Source organism: Cytobacillus gottheilii, assembly GCF_018582665.1.
Taxonomy (GTDB): domain Bacteria; phylum Bacillota; class Bacilli; order Bacillales; family Cytobacillaceae; genus Cytobacillus; species Cytobacillus gottheilii.
The window spans coordinates 2,675,366-2,699,201 of the sequence record NZ_CP071709.1; the positions used below are offsets into that span (position 1 = coordinate 2,675,366).

Annotated in this window: 25 protein-coding genes and 1 riboswitch; of the genes, 5 read left to right on the forward strand and 20 right to left on the reverse strand. The window is 36.9% G+C overall.

Annotated elements, in window-relative coordinates; all coding sequences use genetic code 11:
- Positions 1-2 precede the first annotated feature (2 nt).
- The 3 genes from J1899_RS13185 to J1899_RS13195 form a co-directional block, all read right to left on the reverse strand.
- Positions 3-329: a metal-sensitive transcriptional regulator gene (locus tag J1899_RS13185; RefSeq protein WP_066444717.1), complete on the reverse strand. Its 327-nt coding sequence runs from the start codon at positions 327-329 to the stop codon at positions 3-5.
- Between the two features lie 181 nt (positions 330-510).
- Entirely contained in the window at positions 511-690 is a 180-nt protein-coding gene (locus tag J1899_RS13190; protein WP_066444715.1) for an H-type small acid-soluble spore protein, read from the reverse strand.
- Between the two features lie 65 nt (positions 691-755).
- Positions 756-1,589 (reverse strand): hypothetical protein, encoded by an 834-nt coding sequence (locus J1899_RS13195; protein WP_214474327.1) that lies wholly within the window; start codon positions 1,587-1,589, stop codon positions 756-758.
- Between the two features lie 173 nt (positions 1,590-1,762).
- Here J1899_RS13195 and J1899_RS13200 point away from each other — a divergent pair, with 173 nt between their 5' ends.
- Positions 1,763-2,824: a DUF3900 domain-containing protein gene (locus J1899_RS13200; RefSeq protein WP_214474329.1), complete on the forward strand. Its 1,062-nt coding sequence runs from the start codon at positions 1,763-1,765 to the stop codon at positions 2,822-2,824.
- Between the two features lie 153 nt (positions 2,825-2,977).
- On the opposite strand, the gene J1899_RS13205 is transcribed toward J1899_RS13200, so the two are convergent.
- On the reverse strand, positions 2,978-3,190 hold the full coding sequence (locus J1899_RS13205) for a cold-shock protein (protein WP_066444704.1): 213 nt from the start codon (positions 3,188-3,190) through the stop codon (positions 2,978-2,980).
- Between the two features lie 266 nt (positions 3,191-3,456).
- Between J1899_RS13205 and J1899_RS13210 the strand changes: the two genes are divergently transcribed.
- Positions 3,457-3,744, forward strand: coding sequence for a DUF6509 family protein (locus J1899_RS13210; RefSeq protein WP_214474331.1), 288 nt, complete (start codon positions 3,457-3,459; stop codon positions 3,742-3,744).
- A 54-nt stretch (positions 3,745-3,798) separates the two neighbouring features.
- Here the strand turns inward: J1899_RS13210 and J1899_RS13215 are convergent, their stop codons facing one another.
- Positions 3,799-4,206 (reverse strand): cytosolic protein, encoded by a 408-nt coding sequence (locus J1899_RS13215; RefSeq protein WP_214474333.1) that lies wholly within the window; start codon positions 4,204-4,206, stop codon positions 3,799-3,801.
- Between the two features lie 193 nt (positions 4,207-4,399).
- Between J1899_RS13215 and J1899_RS13220 the strand changes: the two genes are divergently transcribed.
- On the forward strand, positions 4,400-5,224 hold the full coding sequence (locus tag J1899_RS13220) for a GNAT family N-acetyltransferase (protein WP_214474344.1): 825 nt from the start codon (positions 4,400-4,402) through the stop codon (positions 5,222-5,224).
- Positions 5,225-5,274: 50 nt separating this feature from the next.
- On the opposite strand, the gene J1899_RS13225 is transcribed toward J1899_RS13220, so the two are convergent.
- From J1899_RS13225 to ku, 6 genes are all read right to left on the reverse strand, one after another.
- A complete protein-coding gene (locus J1899_RS13225; protein ID WP_214474350.1) occupies positions 5,275-5,475 on the reverse strand; it encodes a cold-shock protein in 201 nt (66 codons plus the stop codon).
- Between the two features lie 77 nt (positions 5,476-5,552).
- Positions 5,553-7,016 (reverse strand): degradosome RNA helicase CshA, encoded by a 1,464-nt coding sequence (gene cshA, locus J1899_RS13230; RefSeq protein ID WP_281420579.1) that lies wholly within the window; start codon positions 7,014-7,016, stop codon positions 5,553-5,555.
- A gap of 609 nt (positions 7,017-7,625) precedes the next feature.
- Positions 7,626-7,826 (reverse strand): cold-shock protein, encoded by a 201-nt coding sequence (locus J1899_RS13235; RefSeq protein WP_066444687.1) that lies wholly within the window; start codon positions 7,824-7,826, stop codon positions 7,626-7,628.
- 290 nt (positions 7,827-8,116) lie between these two features.
- A complete protein-coding gene (locus tag J1899_RS13240; RefSeq protein WP_214474352.1) occupies positions 8,117-8,977 on the reverse strand; it encodes a bifunctional 5,10-methylenetetrahydrofolate dehydrogenase/5,10-methenyltetrahydrofolate cyclohydrolase in 861 nt (286 codons plus the stop codon).
- Between the two features lie 42 nt (positions 8,978-9,019).
- A riboswitch (ZMP/ZTP riboswitch) is annotated at positions 9,020-9,102 on the reverse strand.
- A gap of 810 nt (positions 9,103-9,912) precedes the next feature.
- Entirely contained in the window at positions 9,913-10,692 is a 780-nt protein-coding gene (locus J1899_RS13245) for a phosphatase PAP2 family protein (protein WP_246586480.1), read from the reverse strand.
- A 75-nt stretch (positions 10,693-10,767) separates the two neighbouring features.
- Positions 10,768-11,604, reverse strand: a complete 837-nt coding sequence (ku, locus tag J1899_RS13250) for a non-homologous end joining protein Ku (RefSeq protein WP_214474360.1) — start codon at positions 11,602-11,604, stop codon at positions 10,768-10,770.
- Between the two features lie 150 nt (positions 11,605-11,754).
- Here ku and J1899_RS13255 point away from each other — a divergent pair, with 150 nt between their 5' ends.
- Positions 11,755-13,608: a DNA ligase D gene (locus tag J1899_RS13255; protein WP_214474363.1), complete on the forward strand. Its 1,854-nt coding sequence runs from the start codon at positions 11,755-11,757 to the stop codon at positions 13,606-13,608.
- Between the two features lie 22 nt (positions 13,609-13,630).
- Here J1899_RS13255 and dapF read toward each other — a convergent pair whose 3' ends face one another.
- From dapF to J1899_RS13270, 3 genes are all read right to left on the reverse strand, one after another.
- Positions 13,631-14,602 carry a diaminopimelate epimerase gene (gene dapF / locus J1899_RS13260; RefSeq protein ID WP_214474372.1) on the reverse strand — a complete coding sequence of 324 codons (972 nt, stop codon included), beginning with the start codon at positions 14,600-14,602 and terminating at the stop codon, positions 13,631-13,633.
- 87 nt (positions 14,603-14,689) lie between these two features.
- Positions 14,690-15,931 (reverse strand): EAL and HDOD domain-containing protein, encoded by a 1,242-nt coding sequence (locus tag J1899_RS13265; RefSeq protein WP_214474375.1) that lies wholly within the window; start codon positions 15,929-15,931, stop codon positions 14,690-14,692.
- 193 nt (positions 15,932-16,124) lie between these two features.
- On the reverse strand, positions 16,125-17,426 hold the full coding sequence (locus tag J1899_RS13270) for an NCS2 family permease (protein ID WP_214474378.1): 1,302 nt from the start codon (positions 17,424-17,426) through the stop codon (positions 16,125-16,127).
- Between the two features lie 200 nt (positions 17,427-17,626).
- Here J1899_RS13270 and J1899_RS13275 point away from each other — a divergent pair, with 200 nt between their 5' ends.
- Positions 17,627-18,439 carry an EcsC family protein gene (locus tag J1899_RS13275; protein WP_214474381.1) on the forward strand — a complete coding sequence of 271 codons (813 nt, stop codon included), beginning with the start codon at positions 17,627-17,629 and terminating at the stop codon, positions 18,437-18,439.
- A 59-nt stretch (positions 18,440-18,498) separates the two neighbouring features.
- Here the strand turns inward: J1899_RS13275 and J1899_RS13280 are convergent.
- The 6 genes from J1899_RS13280 to J1899_RS13305 all read right to left on the reverse strand — a co-directional run bounded on the left by J1899_RS13280 (position 18,499) and on the right by J1899_RS13305 (position 23,777).
- Positions 18,499-19,868 (reverse strand): IS3 family transposase gene (locus J1899_RS13280; RefSeq protein ID WP_214474385.1). Its coding sequence is split into 2 segments (ribosomal slippage): positions 18,499-19,457 and positions 19,457-19,868, totalling 1,371 coding nucleotides; the frame shifts between segments, so codons are not numbered across the junction.
- Positions 19,869-20,286: 418 nt separating this feature from the next.
- A complete protein-coding gene (locus J1899_RS13285) occupies positions 20,287-20,862 on the reverse strand; it encodes a TlpA disulfide reductase family protein (RefSeq protein ID WP_246586481.1) in 576 nt (191 codons plus the stop codon).
- A 109-nt stretch (positions 20,863-20,971) separates the two neighbouring features.
- Positions 20,972-21,766 carry a hypothetical protein gene (locus J1899_RS13290; protein ID WP_214474387.1) on the reverse strand — a complete coding sequence of 265 codons (795 nt, stop codon included), beginning with the start codon at positions 21,764-21,766 and terminating at the stop codon, positions 20,972-20,974.
- A 126-nt stretch (positions 21,767-21,892) separates the two neighbouring features.
- Entirely contained in the window at positions 21,893-22,669 is a 777-nt protein-coding gene (locus tag J1899_RS13295) for an ABC transporter permease subunit (protein ID WP_214474389.1), read from the reverse strand.
- Positions 22,666-23,577 carry an ABC transporter ATP-binding protein gene (locus J1899_RS13300; RefSeq protein WP_214474390.1) on the reverse strand — a complete coding sequence of 304 codons (912 nt, stop codon included), beginning with the start codon at positions 23,575-23,577 and terminating at the stop codon, positions 22,666-22,668. The genes J1899_RS13295 and J1899_RS13300 overlap by 4 nt, the downstream gene beginning before the upstream one ends.
- Complete coding sequence (locus J1899_RS13305) at positions 23,574-23,777, reverse strand: PLD nuclease N-terminal domain-containing protein (protein WP_214474392.1); 204 nt, start codon at positions 23,775-23,777, stop codon at positions 23,574-23,576. Before J1899_RS13305 ends, J1899_RS13300 begins: the two co-directional genes overlap by 4 nt.
- Positions 23,778-23,836 lie beyond the last annotated feature (59 nt).

Here is a 23,836-nt window from a genome sequence, read left to right on the forward strand (position 1 = left end):
CCTCATTTCTTCATCAATTTTTGAACGGTTGTAAGAAATTCATCTAATACCTTGTCATCACCTTCATGAATACGCTCAACTATACAGCTCTTCAAGTGACCTTCCAGCAGCAGTTTTGCCACGCTATTTAAAGCAGATTGAGTAGCAGATATTTGTGTAATGACATCATCACAATATGTATCTTTTTCAATGAGACCTTTTATGCCCCTAATTTGACCTTCAATTCGATTTAACCTGGTAGTCAGGTTTTTCTTGACCTCATCTGAATGATGGCTTTTACGAACATTTTGATGATCGCAAGCTGTATGATCTGCAGCATCCATATTCATGGGCTAGCCCCCTTTTTTAAGGGTATTATACTCTGGCAACGTATTTAAAGGCAACAACATTGATACTTTGTTAACTTCCCCTTGCTTCAATTATTTTAACACTACATACTTAAGGATGCATTCGACCTTTGGCTGTTTTACACTTGTACAAAGATAAAGAGCCGCCTATATAGGCAACTCTTTACATCTCTCTAAGATCTGAAATAGCTACTTCTGTTCGCTCTTCTAAAGGGCCGCGCAAATGCACTGTTGCCATTTTATTTTCTTCATTGATGCCATCGATCCAAACAGATGCACCATTATATTGAACCTCAATATCTGCACTTGATGATAAAATTTGTTTCACACGGTTTATTTCCACCAGGACACCCCTTTTCCCTTGTATGTGATCAGAGTTATTTTAAACAGTTCTGCAAGTTTTATACGCTACTTTAGAATCCTGGAAAATAAATAATCATCTAACTTTTTTATCATTAATAGGACAAGTATTAAACAGATGCCAAACAGTACTGGATGCCAGTATTGGTTTATATGCAATACTCCTGCCTTCTCCAAAATGACATTTAATGAAAAGTCACCGACCAGCAGAATTGTAAACGCTGAAAAAGAAAAACAGTAAAGAACAATGACTGCCAGCAGCAAGCTGTAAATCATCCAATAGGCAGTATTAAATGCAATACTATCTCTGGATAACTCAGAAAACCAGCCAACAGTATAATGGTGTGTTCTCCAAAATGCTTGAATGATAATCGTCAGCCCTTGCATACATGTGGTAATTGCCATATAGATTGTCAAAAACCTAGTAAACGGAATTTGCTGCTTAAGCAGGTTTCTCCACATTTTCAAAATGTAAATGGAAATGAATAAAATAATAAACGTATACCATGATTTCCACCAGTAATGCTCATAGATGTTGATCATGGTAAAAAGCTCCTCTATCAAAAAAACACCAAATAATAAGAACACAATCATTCTTAGCTTCATTTGGAAAGTAACCATTAACATTAGCAGGCTTGGAATAAATAGTGCCTGTGACATACTAGATCCAACTGTGTTATCATACCAATTGTCCTGAAATACATTTGGGTGATATGCATATGCATCAAAAAGTATTAGTACAAAGTAATCCAAAAAAAAAGCAAGTCCCATTGTGAAAATATATAATGCAATGTACAAACGTAAATCTGTTTTTTTGTATGTGCACCAAATCATTATACAGCCGATGATTCCTAAAATGGCATACCATAACGTGTTTTGCATTCAATCACATCCAATAGGAATCTTTTATACACGTTATTTTTTCCTTTCTACACCATAATATGCAACAGCTGATTGATTGACGTATTCCAATTATTCTCCTATACTTTTGTAGTGCTGAATCGGACAATAGTCCAAGTATGCTACGAAAACATTTAAAAAAGGTGAGCATATAAATGGATTTTGAAATTAAATTCTTATCATTTTATGTAATTAATATACACGGTGAAGGCGAAAACGTCAGTAAATCGAATAAACATTACCAGACATTAGATCAGGCTGCTTACGAAGAAAGTCCGCTAAAGGATTTTCTTGATGGAGAACTCACTAAGATTAACAAAAGAAAAGTTGAAAGACACCCTAAATCAGATAATGCACCAACTAAAATTGGCCGCTTTATTACAGAAGAAGGACATGATCTCACCTCTAATCCAAACTATAATGTATTTGCAAAGGTTAGAAACGCTGCTACTAAAGAAGAGTTTCAAGATGCCAACGAAGCAATTGTAGGAGCTTATGCGGATACAGCTGCTATTCGGGGCGGTGTGCTGCTCATTATTTCAGCAAAACTTCGAAAGTATTTTGATGAACCTTTTCTATTTATTATGAAGTGTGATTTCGAGCCAAAAGTAGCGTCTATCTCTGATGAAGCAACCCTAATCAGAAATGTCGAAATGGCCATTACAACAAAGAATATGAAATCAATACAATATCCTTACATGCCCGAAGAAGGAATAATTGAGCCGAATGAAGTTAAGATTCACCAGGCATCACATGCCCGCTATTTTGAAGACTTTTTAAAGTATGTGGAGTACGGAGAATCAATGCCGGAAATTATTAAGTCTCAAGTAATGACAATGGTTCAATCACATATAGAGGAATCATTTGAAGGCGAAAGCGAAGAAAGAGAACAATTCGAAACTGCAATGGATGTTTGGGCAACTAGCCCTAAAAGAGAACTGCAGGAACGATTTAGTACAGAACAAGTAGTAGAGGCCACAGCCCAAATTACAGAGCTTACACCCGAAGCTGAGCTGAAAATGAAGTTAGATCATATTTCAATAAAGGGACTGTTAAGTGATTACGGTGAGCAGATTCATTTGGCCAAAATCAATCAAAAATATGTGCTGCTGATAGAAGCTGATATGATTCAATTTGAACAAGGCTACTCTCCTATAGAGCTGCTCCGCCCCGACGAACTTGATACCGTCCTAGACAAAATGAAAAAGAAATATTAACAGGAATAACTTCGGTAAAGACTGCAAACACTATAAAGGAACAAACTGTTTAAGTGCTCGGTGAATGCTGAAGAGAAGCCTCGTTTGAGAATACACAGCAAAAATGCAAAAAGCTGGCAATATGTATGCCAGCTTTCAAAATCAAGAAATGATTTATTTAGTTGAAAAAATACTGCTGTTGTTTACAACTTGCAATTCTTTTATGTTTTCCTTCATTTCATTGTTACAGATAGGGCAAAGAGGCTTCTCGCTGCTTTTAAAATTGTCTCGCACCCAGCAATTACATGTTTCGGATGTACATTCCCAAATCTTAACCTCTTCCGTTTTTACTTCTTCCATGTTTCTTCTTCCAAATCCCTTTGCCATAAACAGGCACCTCCTAGAAAGAGTAAAACCCTATGAGAAAAATAAAAATCACACGTTAATATAAAGAACGTTTGTTATAGGTTCTTTATAACAAGTGTGGTCAAAGCACAAAAATATTCAAATATTTATCTTTTTTATTATAACACCTTTTGTCTTAGTCGTCAAAGCCGGAAGTTTTGAGCAAAATAGACCAAAGATTTTCATTGTTATACTAAAAAAGTGTATAATGGCTAAGTTGACTGTTAGAAGGAAAGGATGAACATAACATGAATATCAATAGTTATACTGTTGAACAAATAAAAGATCCTACTGGAATACTCTCAGGTTTAAGATATGAGTTTTTCTTAAGTTTAGAAGTTGATGAAGAGGATGAATTATATTCAGAAGCTGGTATTAGCTTGCGTGTCTTATATTATAGAGATGAACAGAATTCCCGAATATTAAATTACCATTTCCAAACAGGAACTGGTGAAATTCTTGATTTCGCTTTAGAGGAAGATGAAGAATCTGAGATCTTGCAATTCTGCAGTGAGCACGCCGCTTCAGCAGAATAAAAATAAAGCACAAAAGCTGAACCATGATTATGGTTCAGCTTTTCTCTTTTCGTTCTAAACTTCTATTGTTTTGCCTTCTTCAATAATATGGTACATTAAATGAGCTAAATGATGGATTGGAGTATAGATTTCCTCTTCTTCCTCCTCATCCTCTTCCAGTTCTTCATTAAACTCCAGATCATTCAAATGCAGGGCAGCAAATTGGTAAAAATCTTTTAATTCAAAAGCATAACAAGCATCCGGCTCCTCTTCTTCCCCTTCATAATGAAGGACCATATAAGATTCCTTGCCATTCTGATCTACACCATCAAAATATACAAAGAAACCAATATTAGTATCTAATTCAAAAAGGTGCCTTGTACCGCCCTCTGTGGCTCTTTGAAAATCTTCTTCATTTAATTTTAATACATTCATTGCATCAACTCGGTCTTCTTTATGAAACTTCACAGAAAATGCTTTCATTTTGTTCGCCCCGCTTTCTCAATTGATCATAGCATAAATAGTTTGATTTTAGTATTATAAACCATTTTATCATTCATCAAACATAACTTTTGTATACAAACTTCGTTCACTTGCAGTAAGATTAATACAAATCGTACGTTCAATGTTAATAAAACAGTTTTTTTATTACAATTTCATCTGGGGGAATCATGAAATGCTAACTTCAAAAGAACTCGAGCAAATTCAGCTGCTGCAAATTATTTGTGAGAACCATGACAATATTAATTTGAAGCTAAATTGGGATATGCTAAAAAACAGAAATGATGAATTGAAAACTGACTTTTTTTATTATCACAATCAAATGTTAGCAGGTTTTGCTGCAATATATGGATTTGGCAGTGAAGCGGAAATTTGCGGAATGGTTCATCCAGATTTCAGAAGGAAAGGCATCTTCTCAGGCTTGCTTGAGGAAGCAAGACCTATATTAAAGACATATGAAAATATATTAATCAATGCTCCATCAAACTCAGCCGCAGCAAAATCATTTCTAAATGCGAAAGAGCATAAATATTCTTTTTCAGAGCACCAGATGAAATGGATACCAAAAGATTTAGCTGTGGAAAATGATCATGTTAATCTGCGTCATGCAAATCAATCTGATTTAGAGAGAATGAGTTTGATTGACCATCTCTGCTTCGGTATTTCATTAGAAAACGCTATTGTTACAAACAGAAAAGCACTTAGTGATGATGATCAGACAAATTATGTCATTACCTTCGAGCAAGAAGATGTTGGAAAAATGCGCATCCAAAACGATGGGACAGGGATCTGGATATATGCATTTGCCATTCACCCCTCATATCAGGGCAAAGGGATTGGCAGAGCAGCATTAACCTCATGTTTAAAATCACTAACTAAAAAAGATGGCGAATCCATCCATTTAGATGTAGTCGCCACCAATTACAATGCTCTTAAGCTATATCATTCCTGCGGCTTCAAAGAATACGGCTCACAGGACTATTATTCATATTCAATTTAATATAATGACAAAAAAAATAAAAAGCCGAAAACGGCTTTTTATTTTTTTGCTTAGCTTTTTGTTACATTTACAGCTTGAGGGCCACGCTGGCCATCTTCTATATCAAATTGAACTTCTTGGCCTTCTTCAAGTGTTTTAAAGCCTTCCGTTTGAATTGCAGAGTAATGTACAAATACATCTTCTCCGCCTTCTACTTCGATAAAGCCAAAACCTTTTTCAGAATTAAACCATTTTACTTTTCCTGTTGCCATTTTTGTTTCCTCCTAATATCTTTAAATCAGAGCAGAAAATAACTGCCTATATTCATTATGCCTAATTTATCTGGATTTTATAATTCATTATTGCGATTTCTATTTCTTCTGCGATCTCTATCTCTTCCGCTTTCTCTGCGGTCACGGCTGCGGTCTCTGTTTCCACGCGGTCTATCAGTATAGCGTTTACGATCACGCGTACCGCTGCTTTTTGGCTTTTTAGAGCGCAATGGTTCTACTGCAGTCAATTTAACCGGAGTAACGTCTGGATCTTTTGTAAGAAGCTTTAAAGCTGCAGCCAGCATTGTTACAGAGTCAGTATCTTCAAGCAAAGATTCTGCAATACGCTTGTAGTCGCCATGTTCATTTTTTTCAACAACATTCATTAATTTATTTATAGTTGCCTGCTGATTACCTGCCAATACATCTTTGAAAGATGGAACAGGCTGTTTCGCCATTTTGCTCTTTGTAACATTTTCAATGATCTTTAAATGATCGATTTCTCTAGGAGTTACAAATGTAACAGCCAATCCTTTTTTACCTGCACGTCCAGTTCTTCCAATTCTGTGAACATATGATTCAGGATCTTGCGGAATGTCAAAGTTGTAAACGTGAGAAACACCAGAAATATCAAGTCCGCGTGCAGCAACGTCAGTCGCAACCATAATATCAATTGTCTGTTCTTTAAAACGGCGGATTACTTGATCACGTTTTGCTTGCGGAATATCACCGTGAATTCCTTCAGCTGAATAGCCGCGCTTGATTAATCCTTCAACTACTTCATCAACACGTTTTTTAGTGCGTCCAAAAACAATAGCAAGTTCTGGTGACTGAATATCAAGCAAGCTGCAAAGCACATCAAATTTTTGTTTCTCATGTACTTCCATATAGCTTTGCTCAATATTTTTAACTGTCATTTCTTTTGCCTTAACTTTTACGATTTGAGGTTCAACCATAAACTTTTCAGCAAGAGCTTGAATTCTTTTTGGCATAGTAGCTGAGAACAATAGTGTTTGACGCTCACCTTTGATCTCGCTTAAAATTCTTTCAATATCTTCAATAAAGCCCATATTCAGCATTTCATCTGCTTCATCAAGAACAACCGTTTTAATATTAGCAAGTCTGATTGTTTTTCTTTCGATATGGTCAATTAATCGACCAGGTGTTGCAGCAATAATTTGCGGTCTATTTTTCAAAGCGCGAATTTGACGGTTTATATCTTGCCCGCCATAGATTGGAAGTGTACGGATGCCCTTTACCTGACCAATACGGTTTAATTCCTCGGCAACCTGAACAGCAAGCTCACGAGTAGGTGCAAGAACAAGACCCTGTATTCCTTCATCTGCTTGAATTTTTTCCAGTAGCGGCACACCAAAAGCAGTCGTTTTACCAGTACCTGTTTGTGCCTGGCCAATCATGTCCTGACCAGTAATGGCGATTGGAATAGCCTGTGCCTGAATAGGTGTTGGCTCCTCGAACCCCATGTTAGATAGAGCTTTTACTAGCTCCGTGCTTAAACCAAAATCTGAAAAAGTTGTCAAAATGTATTTCCTCCTTAATTCTTTCCATGCTAATTTTATCAATAATGCTAGTTTTCCCAGCTTTTAATTGTTTTTATCATTATTTTGAATTTAATTTTATGATTTCTTCTTAGGTCTTTACCTCATTCAAAAAAAAGAAAACTTTTAATTGATCGTCACGAATAAATGAGGCAATATCAAAAAACGCTTAACGTATTTATTTCCTGATGATCTTACTAGTGCTAATTGAGATCTTTTCAGTTAGAAACACATAAGTATATTTAATTGTTGATGATTATGAAAAACATAATAAACATAATGTCACTTCTATTGACAGGATTTATAAAACCGTTTTCCTGCCACAGCTAATAGTGGATGGAATTCCTTTTGAAGAAATAAAAGAAGTCGGCTTGTGTGGAGTCAGAAAGGGACAAAATATTATGTCAAAGATCTTATTAAAGAAAACTTGCCGATTGGCGAGCCTGAAAGGCGATGCCAGAGGCTTACACTTATACTTAACCTAAAAATCAGCAGCTGTGTTGATATTCTCTCAGCTGATCATTTTATGTTCTCAAAGTGCAATAAAAAGGCGATGCATGGCTTTCATGCATCACCTCATGTTAGCAATAATTATGCTTTTGTAACGTTAGCAGCTTGAGGTCCACGGTTACCTTCAACGATTTCGAAAGTTACGTCTTGACCTTCTTCTAAAGTTTTGAAACCTTCAGATTGGATAGCTGAAAAGTGAACGAATACGTCTTGACCTTCAGAAGTTTCGATGAAACCAAAACCTTTTTCTGCGTTAAACCATTTTACTTTACCTGTGTTCATGATAATACCTCCAAAAATGTGTTCACTATAAGTCTTGATTATATAAGCTTAAACATAAAAAGATCGCAGCCACTCGAAATGAGGAGTAAAATCGCCTACATTTCATTGCAGTTACGACCACTTATCCATAAAATATATATAACGAACATTACAGCGTTAGCTTAATAATAAGCGATTTAAACCGATATGTCAAATTAATTGTTAGTTCGGGTACTGCATAACCCTGGCAGATTATCTCAAAAGCAGATTAATTCATTAATTCATCGTTATACTTAGGTTTCAAATCAAAATTATAAAGTTGCACTCTTTTTCGACATATAACTTTCAGCTGAAATTACTGTATGTTTAAGCAGCATCGATATGGTGACAGGACCAACACCGCCAGGAACCGGCGTAATAGCTGATGCTTTTTCAGCACAGCTTTCATAGTCTGCATCTCCAATATTTCCTTTATTATAACCAGCATCCAATACCACTGCACCCTCTTTAATCCATTCACCCTGAATAAAATTAGGTTTCCCTACAGCAGCCACAACAATATCTGCTTGTTTAACAAACTGTTCAAGATTTGATGTGTAAGAATGACAAGTGGTGACTGTTGCATTTCTATTTAATAGGAGTGCAGAAACAGGCTTTCCAAGGATGGGACTTCTTCCAACAACGACTGCATGCTTCCCTGAAGCATCAATATTATAGAAATCCATTATCTCTAATATGGCGGCTGGGGTACAGGAAGGATAGACACCAAATCCAAATGCTGTTTGTCCATATCCAAGGCTTGTTACTCCATCAACGTCCTTCTCAATTGCAATTGTCTCAAAAGCTTTTCGTTCATCTATTTGCTCTGGCACAGGGTGCTGAAGAAGAATGCCGTGAACCTTTTCATCTTCATTCAGTTCGGTGATTGTTTCAAGCAGTTCTTCTGTAGTTGTTTCTTTTGGGAGATGAATTCGTTTAGAAATAATCCCTAACTTTTCACATGCATTGCCCTTCATTCTTACATAGGTTTCTGAAGATGGGTCATCTCCAACGAGGATCGTAGCTAAGCACGGTGTAATTCCTTCCTGTGCTAAAAGGTTTATTCTTTCTTTTAAACTTTCCTTTACACTTGCAGCAACTGCATTTCCATCTAAAATCACTTTCTTCTCCATGTATATCCCTCCAATTAATAAGAAAAGAGACAAGGAAATCCCTCTCTCTGCCCAGACGACCGGCTATACATAGACGCAGCTCCCCAGCGGTTCATTCCGCATTGTCGTCAGTTACTGCGATTTTTAAACATATCCAATTTTTCAATATCATTTTAACACAAAAGACATATAATTCAATGATTTTTATCTTTATCGTTCGGAAAATACCCCTGTACACATATTAAGTTAAAAAATCATTGATCTTCGCTCAGTTCTGAAGGAAGCAGTGCTCCTTAATAGTCATAGAGGGTCCTACCGATTTTAGATTTAAAGTCACTGTTTCTGCAATAGTATTTTAGAGTGACAAAAAAACCCAAACACTTAAACAGATAATAAAGATGATATCTGCTAAACGTTCGGGTTTGTTATAAACTGACATATTAATCGGTCAGCATAATTAATATTTGAGAACCGCGATCCTTTTACCTAAAACAATGAAAGCCCTTCCTCTCTTCCATCCTTACAGCTCCTTGGCTGTTCCAGTGGGAATCAGGATTTCAAGGTATCTTGATAAAAGCAACTCTATATTCGTGAATTATAAAATGATCAGCCTGAGGTCGGCCGTTTTAGATTTGGAGAAAGTATACGGTTATGAAAGAAGATGTTATAAGAAGAAATCCAACATATAGTTGTCCACAAAATTATTTCTTAATTGACATACCAATTACTCGCTCAGTTATTAAGAGCCGCTTTTCTTATTATTGTCTCCGCCAAAATGAAATGGCGTCTTTATTGCTCAAATACTACAATTGGAATTATACTGGATATCCCAGTTAGTGTCAAGGGAATTTACTTTATAACAATTTTTCGAACATTATGAGGTTATTGATTTGTTTTTCAGTTGCTTTATAAAGATTATTGCAGTCCATGAAAAGAAAAATGAAAAAAAAGCAGAATTATTCACTCCGTGGTCTCATACGTCCCCTATTTCTCCGGAAATGGTAGAGCTTTAAAAACAAAGCAAAAGCGATGAGCCAAACAGCTCCTGCAGAAAAACCAGCAAGAACGTCGCTTGGATAATGAACTCCTAAATATATTCTAGATAGTCCGATTCCAATAATCATCAATCCCATTATAAAGCAGCCTAGCAGAGCATATACTTTCCTGCTCGCTAATAAGAAAATTAGATACGCAACCGTTCCATAGAAGATAAATGAACCCATTGAATGACCGCTCGGGAAAGAAAAACCTGCCTCTGTAATTAATGGCTGTATATCCGGTCTTTCTCGTTGAAAGATCCATTTCAGCAGCAAATTGAATAAACCGCCAAATAAATTAACAGCAGCTGTTAAGATTGCCAGGTCCACTTTTTTTAGAAGTAGTAAAATGATTACAGTAACGATTGTACCAATTGTGATCCAAAGGACTGAACCAAAGAAAGTAAAAAGGATGATGATTTCTGTAAGAGTTGGATGAAGAAAGCCCTGTACATATGAAATCACAAGCATCTCATAGGATAATAATTCACTCTCATCCAACGCATCTACCAGTTGAATAAATATGAACAAAAAAAGAGAAATGCTCCCAAAAATGAAAGACCAGTATACGATTTGCCTTTTTGTAAAGTTATTAAATTTCATCTCAATATATACTTCTCCATATCGTTTTTTTTCTAATACCCAATGTGCTGTGGTAAAAACCATTCTAAATTTATTTTTATCATTATATCTTATCATTTTGTCCTTCTCCAACTTAACCTAATTTTAATATGCTCTTTCATAAAAAGACCCGGACGACTACGCAGAGTTACCTTACGCTTCTTTTTTCACCTTTGTACTCACACGCTTCTTCTTAGCTGTTGCTGGTTTTGGTTTTGGTTTTGTCTTATCAATAGAAGCCTGCAATGCAGCCATTAGATCCGTAACATTTGTTGCCGGTGTCTTTTCAGCTGCTGTTACAACTTCTTTGCCAGTTTGTTTTGATTCAATCAATTCAAGCAGTGCTGTACGGTAATCATCTTTATACTTTTCTGGTTCAAACGAGGTAGTTAACTGATCAATAAGCATTATCGCTGTTTCTAATTCCTTGTCTGTCACCTTGTCTTCAACAGGAACATTCGGTACATCCTGAGGTTTTCTTACTTCATCAGGAAAGTGAATTGTTTCCATGACTATTGTATTTTCATACACACGGACAACTGCAAGCTGTTCCTTGGAACGAATTATAATTTTCGCAATACCGACCTTTTCGGAGTTCATAAGGGCTTTGCGGAGAAGCCCGTATGCCTTCCCTCCCCCATCTCCCGGCGACATATAATATGTGCGGTCAAAATAGATAGGATCGATCTCCTGAATTTTCACAAAGTCGATAATTTCAACTGCTTTATCTTCATTTTCTTTACGGAGCTTTTCTAATTCATCTGCTTCTAATACAACAAATTTGCCTTTTGTATATTCATATGCCTTAACAAGGTCTTCATTTTGGACCTCCACTTCACAAACAGGACATACCTTTTCATATTTTATTGGTGAATGACATTCCTTATGAAGTGTCCGTAATTTTATATCTTTATCTTCTGTTGCTGTATGCAGCTTAATCGGTATATTGACCAGGCCGAAGCTAATGCTTCCCTTCCACATCGTATGCATGTTAGGTCCTCCTTCTGTGTTCTTACAGCGGTTACTTTTATTGTTAAGTTACGCTTTAGCAGCTGAATTCACACTATAGAAATTAAGGAAATTATGTTTTGAAATTGCAGGGCATACTATAGAACACCAATATGCAGAGGGAGGTAGCTTATGAAACCAATGCTCCCAACATTAACCTTTGAAGCCGTCAATGGAGATGAATGGCATCATGAAGTAAAATATGACGGTTTCCGCGCAATGCTTGAGTGGAATAAGGACGGAATTTCCATCAAAAGCAGAAATGAAAAACCACTTGGAGATCTTTTTCCGGAAATCATGCAGTTTTTACTGGACAATAAGAAGACCTTTTTGCCTTATGTACCTTTTATATTAGATGGAGAGCTTGTGTCTTTGGAGGATTCGTTCAAAGCAAATTTTTCAGCCATTCAAATTCGGGGCCGCATGAGAGCTAAAGATAAAATACTAGAGAAAGCATATAACCGCCCTTGCCGACTTCTTGTATTTGATCTCCTATTATTGAAGGGTGTATCACAGGTTAACAAATCTTATCTTGAAAGGAAAGCCATCCTTACTGACTTTTTCTCTACGTGTAATCTTCCTTTAAAACCAAATGAACGAAGCAAAGAACTCATCCAATTAATCCCTGGAACAAAAGATTTCCCTGCACTATGGCAGCAGGTCGTTCTTTCAGATGGAGAAGGCATTGTAAGTAAACGGAATACATATAGCTATGACACTGGTAAAAGGTCAGCAGGCTGGCTAAAGTATAAAAACTGGAAGTATGTAAACTGTTTTATAATAAAGTATGAAAAATCAAACGGTTATTTTTATGCAGGCGTCTTTGATCAGCACGATCATATTATTGGAATCGGCCAGTTTCTATTTGGATTGAAGCCAGATGAAAAAAATGCATTAATGCAAATCATAAAAAATAATAAAACGGATGAAGATCAAAATTTCATTTATGTTGAGCCTGCTATATGCACAGAAATCAAATATTTGGAAATGTATGATGAACAAATGCGCGAGCCTCATTTTCACCGTTTTCGATTTGATCTTCAGCCTAAACAATGTACATACCAGGATTTTACGCAGCAGCAAAAAAACCTTCCCGCTGAAATAAATATAACCCATCCAGAAAAGCCATTATGGACCAAACCGGATATAAAAAAAATGGATTATATCCATTTCTTGCAGGAAGTATCACCTTATTTGCTGCCCTTTTTACAGGATCGAATTTTAACCGTTATTCGTTATCCTCATGGCATGCTTGGAGAACCTTTTTACCAAAAAAATGTGCCTGATTATGCCCCGAGCTTTATTGAAACAAAGCAGCATGAAGACATTGAGTATATTGTGTGCAACAATTTGCAAAGCCTCCTATGGCTTGGAAATCAGCTTGCTTTTGAATTTCATATTCCTTTTCAAACGATCCATTCAAAGGGACCGAGTGAGATTGTCTTTGACCTGGATCCTCCATCAGCAGAAGGATTTCATTTAGCGATAAAAGCCGCTCTGCTAATTAAAGAGGTTTTAGATGGCTTGTCCTTAATAGGTTATATTAAAACGTCCGGCAGTAAAGGACTGCAAATTTACATCCCTCTGCCAGACAATCAGTTTACGTATGATGATACAAGGTTATTTACAACGTTTATTGCTCACTATTTAATTACAAAGGATCCAGATTCCTTCACAATTGAGCGGCTGAAAAAAAATCGGGGAAATCGTCTGTATGTGGATTATATTCAGCATGCTGAAGGAAAAACCATTATTGCTCCCTATTCTCCGCGCGGAAAAGAACAGGCAAGCGTAGCAGCTCCATTGTATTGGGAGGAAGTGAACCAAACGCTGCAAATTGGAAACTATACGATCATCAACATGATTGAAAGGTTAAAAAATACAGGCGATCCTTTTCATACGTACTTTGATACAAAAGTAAATCAGCCTTTTTCTCCTGTTCTATCCTTTTTAAAACAAGAGGAAAAAAAGATCCCAAAAGCGTAAGATGCTTTTGGGATCCTTTTTACTACAAATATTCTCTTAAAAAAGATGAAGCTTGCATTTCCAGCTCTTTATATTGAGCTATTTCTTCTGTGTATTCCTCTTTATTTTTAATCTTGAATTCATTGGCATTCAAGTCAGCATTTACTTGGCAGCTAAAAACGTATGATGCATTACCAATCAAATCAATATGATCTTCATGTACAACACATCTTACCTTACCGCCATTGTTATATACTTCTATTATTTCTCCCTTGTTGTTCAATTCCAGTAAGCATGTAACAAGGCTTGAAGCTGACATTGCCGTTCCGCATGCATTTGTAAATCCGACACCGCGCTCAAATGTACGAACATAAATATGTCCTTTTCTAAGAGGCAGTACAAAACTAACATTCACACCGTCCGGAAACAAATCATTCGGACCGTTTACATACTCGCTCATACCTTTTTGAATATCAGATTGAAGCTGCTCCTTTTCTACAACCGCAATTATATGCGGATTAGGCACTGCTAAAGCAGTAAATTCCAAGTCTTCAGACAAGGCTGGCAGCGGACGCTGTATTAATTCCTGTTCTTCGATATGTAAAGGCAAGTCTTTAACATTAAAAGAGATCGGAGAAATTTCAACTAAATAGGTAGGAACGCCATCGTACAAATCATTCTGGACACTTACCTGCAAATCTGCTTTCATTGTTTCAATCACCGCTTCTTTTAAAGAAAGCTTTTCACACACATAGCGCGCAACACAGCGAAGACCATTGCCGCACATTGAAGCTTCAGATCCATCCGAGTTAAATACACGCATACGTGCATCAGCTCTTTCGCTTGCTTGAACAAATAGAATTCCATCTGCTCCGCCAAGCTCAGATTGTCGATTGCAAAGCAAAATAGTTAAACTGCTTCGCTGCTGGTCTGTTAATTCATAAGGATGTGTCATTTCATCTATTATAAAAAAGTCATTTCCTGATCCGTGACACTTAATAACGTTAAATTCCATTAAATACCCCTCCTTAATAGCAATTATAAAAAGATTGCCATAAAAGTGCACATTCTTCAATGAAAAATCAAGCAAGTTGTCATTATTTTAATGGCCAGCTGTCTCATTGACCGCTAAAAGTGACTCGGTCCATTCAATTGCATCTGTATAAATCTTAAATAAATTCGGGCTCGTTATATTTAAACCAGCTGAAATTTGCTCAATCTTTTTCCAATTAGCATTTTCTATTGCTGCCGCAAGATCAAGGACTATTTTTAAATGATTCTCTTTCCCATTAAGTGCATCACAAATAACTTCATCTAAGGGAAGATCTCTCAAAATTACTGACATGGGACTATGAACAAGAGATTCCATTAACGAGAACATTCCTGTAATAAAGTAGCTTGAGGATAAATAGGTCCCGCCAGTTATTGAACATATACCTTCACACACTTTTGCACGAATAAGCGACAGCTGAATGATTTCATTACAGTTTCCGGCTTGTTTAAAGGACGCTTCTCGTACCAGCATAATATAAATCCATTTTTCAAGCTCAATTAATCCGAGCAGCATAATAGCCTGCCTTATTGAACTTATCCGATTTTTCGGGCGATAAGCCGGTGAATTTATTAATTTTAACAGTTTATATGAAAGAGATATATCTCTTTCAAACAATTCAGCAACTCTATCGATATCCGGATCTCCATTTGAAATACTATGTATTATTTCATAATATGTATGAAGGGATGAAGGCACATCATATGTTGAAATCGTTACAGGCTTTGAGAAAAAATAACCTTGAAAATAATCATAGCCTCTCCTTTTCGCATCCTCAAAAGCTTCTCTTGTTTCCACTTTTTCAGCAAGCAGAGAAATATTTAATTTTTTCGCAACAAATTCACTTTTAAGCCGATTCTCTTCTGGCGTATTTAATAAATCAATTTTTATAATATCTACGATTCTTAATAAATGTAGGCTATATTTATTCGTTTCATCAAGAATAAAATCGTCCAATGCGATTCGATAGCCTAATTGCTTCAATTCAAGGCATATATCAACCAATTCTTGTGATGGTTTCACTGATTCCAGTATTTCAACAACCAGTTCATTATGGTCAAAAAAGACAGGCAGCCTCTGTTCAAGCAGCTTTTCTGTAAAATTTACAAAACACGGCTTCCCTGCAGACAACTTTTCTATACCGATATTCAAGAATCCGTTTACAATGACATCAGCTGTTGCTTGTTCACCATCAACTTCAGGGTTTAGCTGATCTCCTCTATATAAAAGCTCGTATGCAAATATTTCTTCATTTTTCGTTAATATCGGCTGTCTTGCAACAAAAACCTCCATGATGTTCCCCCTAAACCAAAACGGATATATATACCTAGGATAATAGTACAGTATAAACACGGATATTTTTGTCGAAATTTGACGAAAATTTATTTAACAATATTTACATGCTTCTCTCATTCTACTTATACTCCTGCTTATTTACCGTTTTCCACATATAAAAAAAGCAGAGGATCTCCTCTGCTTGAATTTATTATGAACCTATTACATGGAAAACAAAATTAAACAAAAACAATGCCGCAATGACATAGAGAGGAACCGATACTTCTTTTGCTTTTCCAGTTGCAATCTTAAGAATTGGATACAAAATAAAGCCAATAGCAATTCCATCTGCAATACTATACGTAAACGGAATCATTGCAATTAGAAAGAGGGCAGGAAAGCTTTCACTCATGTCCTTCATATCTAAATTGCGGATGTTCTGCAGCATTAATCCACCAATAATAATAAGAATTGGTGCGATTGCACTGTTTGGAATCAGCTTAATAACTGGTATAAAAAACGCTGAAGCCAAAAAGAGCAGCCCTGCAGTCACAGTCGTCAGTCCTGTTCTTCCGCCTGCCGCCATACTAGCAGCACTTTCAACAGTCGAGACAGTAGGACTTGTGCCAAAAACCCCTGATAAAAGAGCTGAAACCGAATTGGCTTGAAACGCACGTGAAAAGCGATCATTTCGATTAATAAAGGATACATGTCCATGGACCAGACCAATATTTTCAAAAACCAGTACCATCGTTAATGAAAATACAGCGATCCAAAAGGTTATGGACAAAACGTTATCAAATGACATACTTCCAAACACATGAAAATATTCATTGAACGCAAAATGACCGTTCTGAGAATTTTGTGGCTGAATCGTTCCAAATAACCAGGCAATTAGTGTTCCTGCGATAACTGTAACCAGGAAATTCCCAGGAACATTGCGGATGAAGAGTATCAATGCCAGCAAAAAAGTGATAATGGTCGCCAATACATGGGGTTCCCCCAAATGACCAAGCGCAATCAATGAGTTTGTTCCTTTTACAACAATACCGCCTTTTTCAAGGCCAATCAGCATAAGAAACAACCCTAACCCAACTGTGATTGCTTCCTTAAGAGACTGAGGAATTGCAGCACTTAATGTCGCTGCAAACCGCGAAAATGCAATCACTACAAAAATAAGTCCCGAAACAAACACAACCGCTAAAGCCTCTTGCCATGAAAGACCCATAGACTGTACCATAGTATATGAAAACAGTGCATTAATCCCCATTCCCGGAACAAGCAGGATTGGAACGTTTGCCCAGAATCCCATGATCAGACATCCGACAACTGAAGTGATAATCGTTGCCATAATAGCTGCTTCAAGAGGAATGCCCGCTTCAGAAAGAATGAGTGAATTGACTGCAATAATATACACAATAGTAAAAAAGCCAATAAATCCTGCCATAACTTCTTTTTTGACAGTTGTGCCATTACTGGTGAGCTGAAAAAGCTTATTTAACCACTTATTCATTGTATATTACCTAACTATTCAATTAGCCCTCTCCCTACCCGCTCTCCCTGCAAAGACAGGTGAGCCACAAATCAATATTGTAACAAAAAAAGTGCAAACTGCCAATAGGATACCTAAACCAGCTTAAAGGCAAACTCATTGAAACTTTCTGCTTTTTCAACCGTATAAAAATTAACTTAAAATGAGAGGAATTACCGATTTTGATTGAAACGAAACAGCATTTACAAGAAGAATTAGCTAAGATTAATGAATGGGAAAAAGATCAGTCGGATTTATGGTTCTGGGAGAAATTGGGCCGTCTTCCTTTTAAACTGCTTGATAAGTTTACACCACAGTTTCTGCAGAATAAAGTTGGGGTCATCTTAGATGAACTTGGCAGCTATATTCAATCTGGCGGCAAATATTTAAGTTCCGTAAAGTCCTTACGATCATACTATCCTGAAAAAGGCATTACGGCCCTTGAGGAGGTTGATCGCTTGCCAATCTCCGAAATGGATGAAGCTGTAACAAAGCTTTCAGGAAACAGAAAACGAATTGCTACTGTTCAAGGAGCAAGCACTGGGTTTGGAGGTATTTTCACATTATCCATTGATATTCCGCTTTTGCTTGGTATGCAATTAAAAACATTGCAGGATATCGCCCTATGTTACGGTTATGATCCAAATGATAAACAGGAACGTATGTTTATTGTAAAGATTCTTCAGTTTGTCTCTTCTGATATAGTTGGCAAAAAAGCAATTTTAAATCAAATTACACAAATGAACAACCCGAGTCTTCCTGCTAATCGAGAGGTTATATCCGAGCTTCAAGGCTGGCGTGAAGTTGTTTTTTCATATAGAGATCAAATCGGCTGGAAAAAACTTTTCCAAATGATTCCTGTTGCCGGCCTGTTATTCGGTGCCTTTATTAATCGATCAGCTGTGAATGATATCGCAGAAGCAGGGATGATGCTTTATCGCAAAAGAAAAATTATGGAACGTCTGCAGAGCGTGACAGAAGTAATTGAGGAATAAATAAAAAGCAGCGGACAAGTCTTAAATTGTACCCTTTGTAAAGGACATTTTAAAAAAGCCTAAGCTACTTCTAAAAGATGATCTCTGTATTGAACAGGGGTCATCTTTTTTCGGTTCCATTGATATCTATGGTGGTTATAGTAAGTCATGTATTGCTTAATTTCCTTTTGTACTTCCTCTAGTGTCAGGCAGGATTTAATAGAGGTTTCGTCTTTCAGGTGTCCAAAGAAAGATTCAATGGGGGCGTTATCCCAACAGTTACCCCTTCGGGACATTGATTGCCTGATTCCAAGTCTTTTAATCATTTTCTGAAAGTGAGGATGGGTATAGTGAACCCCTTGATCCGAATGGATGAGTGAATCTTTATGTTTTTTAAACCTTTTGTTTTTCTTTAGCTTTTTGATGGTATCTGTGGCTAATTCAATAGTCATTCTGTCAGACACATTGTAAGCAAGAGCTTCCCCGCTGGAGCCATCTAATATCATTGATAAATACGCTCTGGAACTTTTTCCATAGTTCAAATAGGTGATGTCTGTTAACAGCACTTTCCCTGGTTTACCCTGATTGAATTGGCGCTTCAGGAGGTTAGGGACCACTGAATGTTCCTGGGTGGCCTTCATAAGACGCCTATATGGATTCGCCCTCCGGAAGGGGCAAACGATGTTATACTTCTTCATGATTCTTCGAATTCTTTTTAAGTTAAAGACAATCTTAAATTGACCCGCCAAAGTCATTTTAATTTGACGCGCCCCTTTCTTTCGATTCTTATGACGGAATGCTTTCAAGATGATTTCTTTCAGTTCTTCATCCCTTTCTTCCCGTTGTTTTCTATGCTCTTGAGACTCGGGAGAGTAGTATTTATAATAGGCACTTCTGGAAATTCCTGCGACCCCACAAAGGTATCTCACCATTTTTTTGAGCTTATATTTCTCTATTACGGAACGAATGAGAATGAACTTTTGACTTGGAGAGAGGACTACTTCTTTAGCCCCCTTTCCGCGAATCGAATCTTTTTTAGAAGTTCATTTTCCGCCTTAAGCAGGTTGATTTGTGCTTCTAGTCGAGCATTCTTATCCTCAAGGGATAACTCCCGTTCTCTAGGTCTCCCGGAATTGCCCTTCCTTGTATCACTGAGCCCCAAAACTCCGTTCATTTTAAAAGCAGCATTCCATCTCTTACTAGCGGCATGAATACGTGTCATACCAATTATATTTGTATCAAATCCAGCCTCTTCAAAGATCTGTCTAGAGAATTTGCCGCTCTCCTTCTCAGCGATAAATAGGCGTTTAAATTCATCTGTGTAGGTAATTCCCTTAGGACTTACAGCTTTCACAAAAGGATTAATAGATAATTGTTTGATTTCTTTCTCTGTAAATGTTTTTTTACTCATGATGTTTTCCCCGATTTCTACTAGTTGTCTATTTGTCATTATACAAAAAAATACCCTATAGGTAGACTTTTTTAAAGTGTCTACTCTATAGGGTACATTTTATCTGGGTCCGCTGCTTTTTTAGTTCCCTTTAGGCTCTGTTTTTTCGGCTGACGGGCACTTTCGCGATGCCTTTGTTCCCTTCAGACTCTGTTTTCTCGGCTGACGGGCACTTTCGCGGTGCCTAAGTTCCCTTCAGACTCTGTTTTCTCGGCTGACGGGCACTTTCACGGCGCCTAAGTTCCCTTCAGACTCTATTTTCTCGGCTGACGGGCACTTTCGCGATGCCTTTGTTCCCTTCAGACTTTGTTTTCTCTGCTGACGGGCACATTCACGGCGCCTAAGTTCCCTTCAGACTCTGTTTTCTCAGCTGACGGGCACTTCTTTTCATGACCGGCTTAATAGCCATCTGATATTTTTAAGGAAGTTTTAAAATTTGATTCTCCAGATATTCTTCATCAAGTGTACCTAAGACGATATGACGGATTACCCCATCAGAATCGATAAAATAGGACGTAGGGTACCCTACCACATCATAGTCTCTGCTTACAATTCCGTCTGTATCCATCGGAATCGGGAAAGTAAGTTCATGCCTTTTCACGAATTTTTCAGCATCTTTATCGTTTCGCTCACTTTGACTCATATTTACAGCAAAAACGGCAAATCCTTCATCTTTATATTTCTGATACAGCTTTTCCATATGAGGCATCTCGATTTCACAGGGACCGCACCAGCTCGCCCAAAAATTTAAAAGTACTTTTTTCCCGCGCAGCTCACTAAGCTTCTGAGTGTTGCCCTCCATATCAAGCAGGTCAATTTCTGGAGCTAGCTCTCCTACTTCTAAACCAATATTTAAATCATCCACATTTTCAATTTTTTCATATTTTTCTACGCCAAAAGAAATGGGGATAATACCTTTGTCTTTTAAGATCGTGACATCTATGATGAACATCACAGCGAGTACTGCAATAACAATGATCACTAACTTTTTCACTCTTATCACCTCATGCAAAGCCAATTATATCACTGTTTATAGCACTCGTATATGTTTTCACAAAATTTTAAAAAAGTGAAGAATCCATGCCGGCCATAGATGAAAAGCCTTAATGATCTACTGTAGATAAATAGTCAGCGAAAATAGCTAAAACACTTATTTTTTCTATGTGGTTAAGTTCTTTATAAAATGTTAATAGCGGTGTATTTGCGTCTCTAAAAAATGATTGATACGAAAGCGGCATATATCCTCTTTGCAATACAGCAGCTTCCGCTGAAGAGTTAATAAATATTTTAGCATCCATTCGAAACAGAGCATGCTCCAGATAATAACTTTTAGAGCGTTCATAATCCAGAAACTCAATGAAACCTTTGTTCCTCTGGTCTTTAAAATGCAAAACCACCTTTTGATCTAATCCAATCAGTTCAATTGTATTTTTCTTTATAAGGATCGTTGTATTCAGCCTGCCGCTATGATCATATAATCCATACGTTTTAGTCAATAATTTTTCTGCAAAATAAGGCATAAACCACCGAACCGCTTTCTGATTTATATCCCTTAGCTCCCCTGCCAAATATCCATTGTGATCATATAGCTGCATATGCAAATTCGGCGAAGGCAAAAACGTAATTAACAGTTTTTCAATTGAGGTAACATCCTGTTCAGTGCTTACAGCAGCTTCTTCCATAATACTCTTCGTTTCTTCACTTCTTTTCTTGTTTAAGACAAATACATAATAACAAATAAAACTATAAACCAGAAATGGACATAATAGCCATATGAAGTATCTATGAAGCGGATCAATCAGACCATACACAATAAAATATACCGGTGGAATCAGCGCAGCTATTCCTGCATTTAATGCGATAATGGCTTTTCGTTTATAGTACATATGCATGTTCAATTTACTCACCTACTATTTTGGACTTATCAATCTCCTACTCTAGTAAGTCTATTATGAACCTTTTATTTTCATGATAGAATCCGCTAAAAATTATATAAAAATAAAATTCTACTGCCGTTTAAATGCTTACACAAGTTCTCTTTTTGAAAAGATAAATATCGAAGAACCTATAAAAATAAAGATACTAATAACAGTAATAGTTAAAACGCTGTAAAAACCGCTGGGAAATGGTTCATTTTCCAGGACTAAGCCTGAATAGGAGCTTAATAAGGATGGATTCCAGGATAACCCTTCTGGAATCACACTGCTCACCATACTAATAAAAATTACTATAGCAAAGACAATAAACGCAATCATTCCCTGAGATTTAAAGATACTATTAAAAAACAGCAGGAGTGATAAAATAAACAAGAGCCATAAGCTATATAAAGAGAGCGACTCAATAAAATCCTTAAGTGGAATAAAAGCAAATAAATTCCCTGTATAATACCATGTGGCAAAATAACCGCACAAAACTGAATATAATAATAGCAATGCTGAACTAAACCATTTTGCTAAAATATAAGCTGATCTCGATACTGGTTTTGCCAGGATCATCCCTGCGCTTCCATTCTTCCGTTCAGCTGAAATCATCCCCATAAAAGCCAGAACAACTGTTAAGATGCCAAGAGTATTATATTGCCCAATGGAAGCTGCAAACACTTCTTCAGCAGAGGGTGTCGGAATTTCAATCACTGTTCCCTCAGGAAGATTTCCAGCAGAATTAATAATATCCGGCAAAAAATAGAGTGATAGGGGCTGCTGTACACCAATCAGTATAAAGACAATTGGCATCCAAACCCATTTATAGCTTCTCCACATTTCAAGCCATTCTTTTTCTGCAAATAATCGCCATTGTTTCACTTTTGATCAGCCACCTTTAAAAACATTTCTTCCAAACTAGTGCTGCTTATTTCAAATTTAAGCGTTCGCCAATTTCTTGCTAATACTTCCTTCATTAATAATTGCTGTGCTGCATAACAATCCTCTGAGAAAATATGAATTATTTGTCCTTCACTTTCCATTTTAAAGTCTGGAAATGCAGATCGTAATTGGGCCATAACAATCTGAATATCTTCCTCAAACACAATTGATAGTTTATTTTTCTTATATTTCTTCTTTAAAGACTGCAATGAGCCTCCCTCTACAATCTGCCCTCTATCAAGAAAGATAATTTCATCACTGACTTCCTCAGCGTCATGTAATATATGTGTAGAATAAAACACAGTTGTATGTTTTTTCAGCTGCTGAAATAAGGTGAGAACCTCTCTTCTTCCAACCGGATCCAATGCGGAAACCGGCTCATCGAGCAGCAATATATCCGGCTGATGCGTAATGGCCTGTGCGATCCCTAACCTTTGGCGCATTCCCCCTGAATATTGAGCTATTCTGTTATTGACTGCATCACCAAGACCTACAGTTTCAAGTAAACTTAGTGCTCTATCATAAGCAGCCTTTTTGGTTGCACCTGTTAGTCTAGTACTGTATATGAGGTATTCCAAACCTGTCATCCAATCAAAAAAAGCTGGATTTTGAGGTAAATACCCTATGGCAGTTCTTCTTTTTTTAATAGATGCTGAACCGTTTACAATTATTTGCCCTTCAGTTGGGTGAATGATTCCAGCCAGCATTTGGAGAACGGTCGTTTTTCCAGCACCATTTGCCCCTAATAAAGCAATACATGTATTCGCTGGAAGATCAAACTGAATTCCTTTTATGACTTCCTTTTTTGAATACTTCTTCTTTAGGTTTTCAGCTCTCAATGTGATCATCTATTTTGCCTCCTTCCAAATATAAAATAAAGAATGGAACCTAAAATATTCCCAACAAGTACAATAAGGATCCACATCCATTTAGGGCCATTCAGTTGTTTATTCCTGCAAATATCAATAAGGGCAAGGATTAAAAGAATACCTTGCAAAATAAAAAATGGCAGCAGTAACGCCCAATTGATTTCATCTAAAGCTTCCATGCTGTTCCTCCCAGTTCATATTTTTTACTTTTGCGCTTATACGCCGGCTTTAGCAGTAA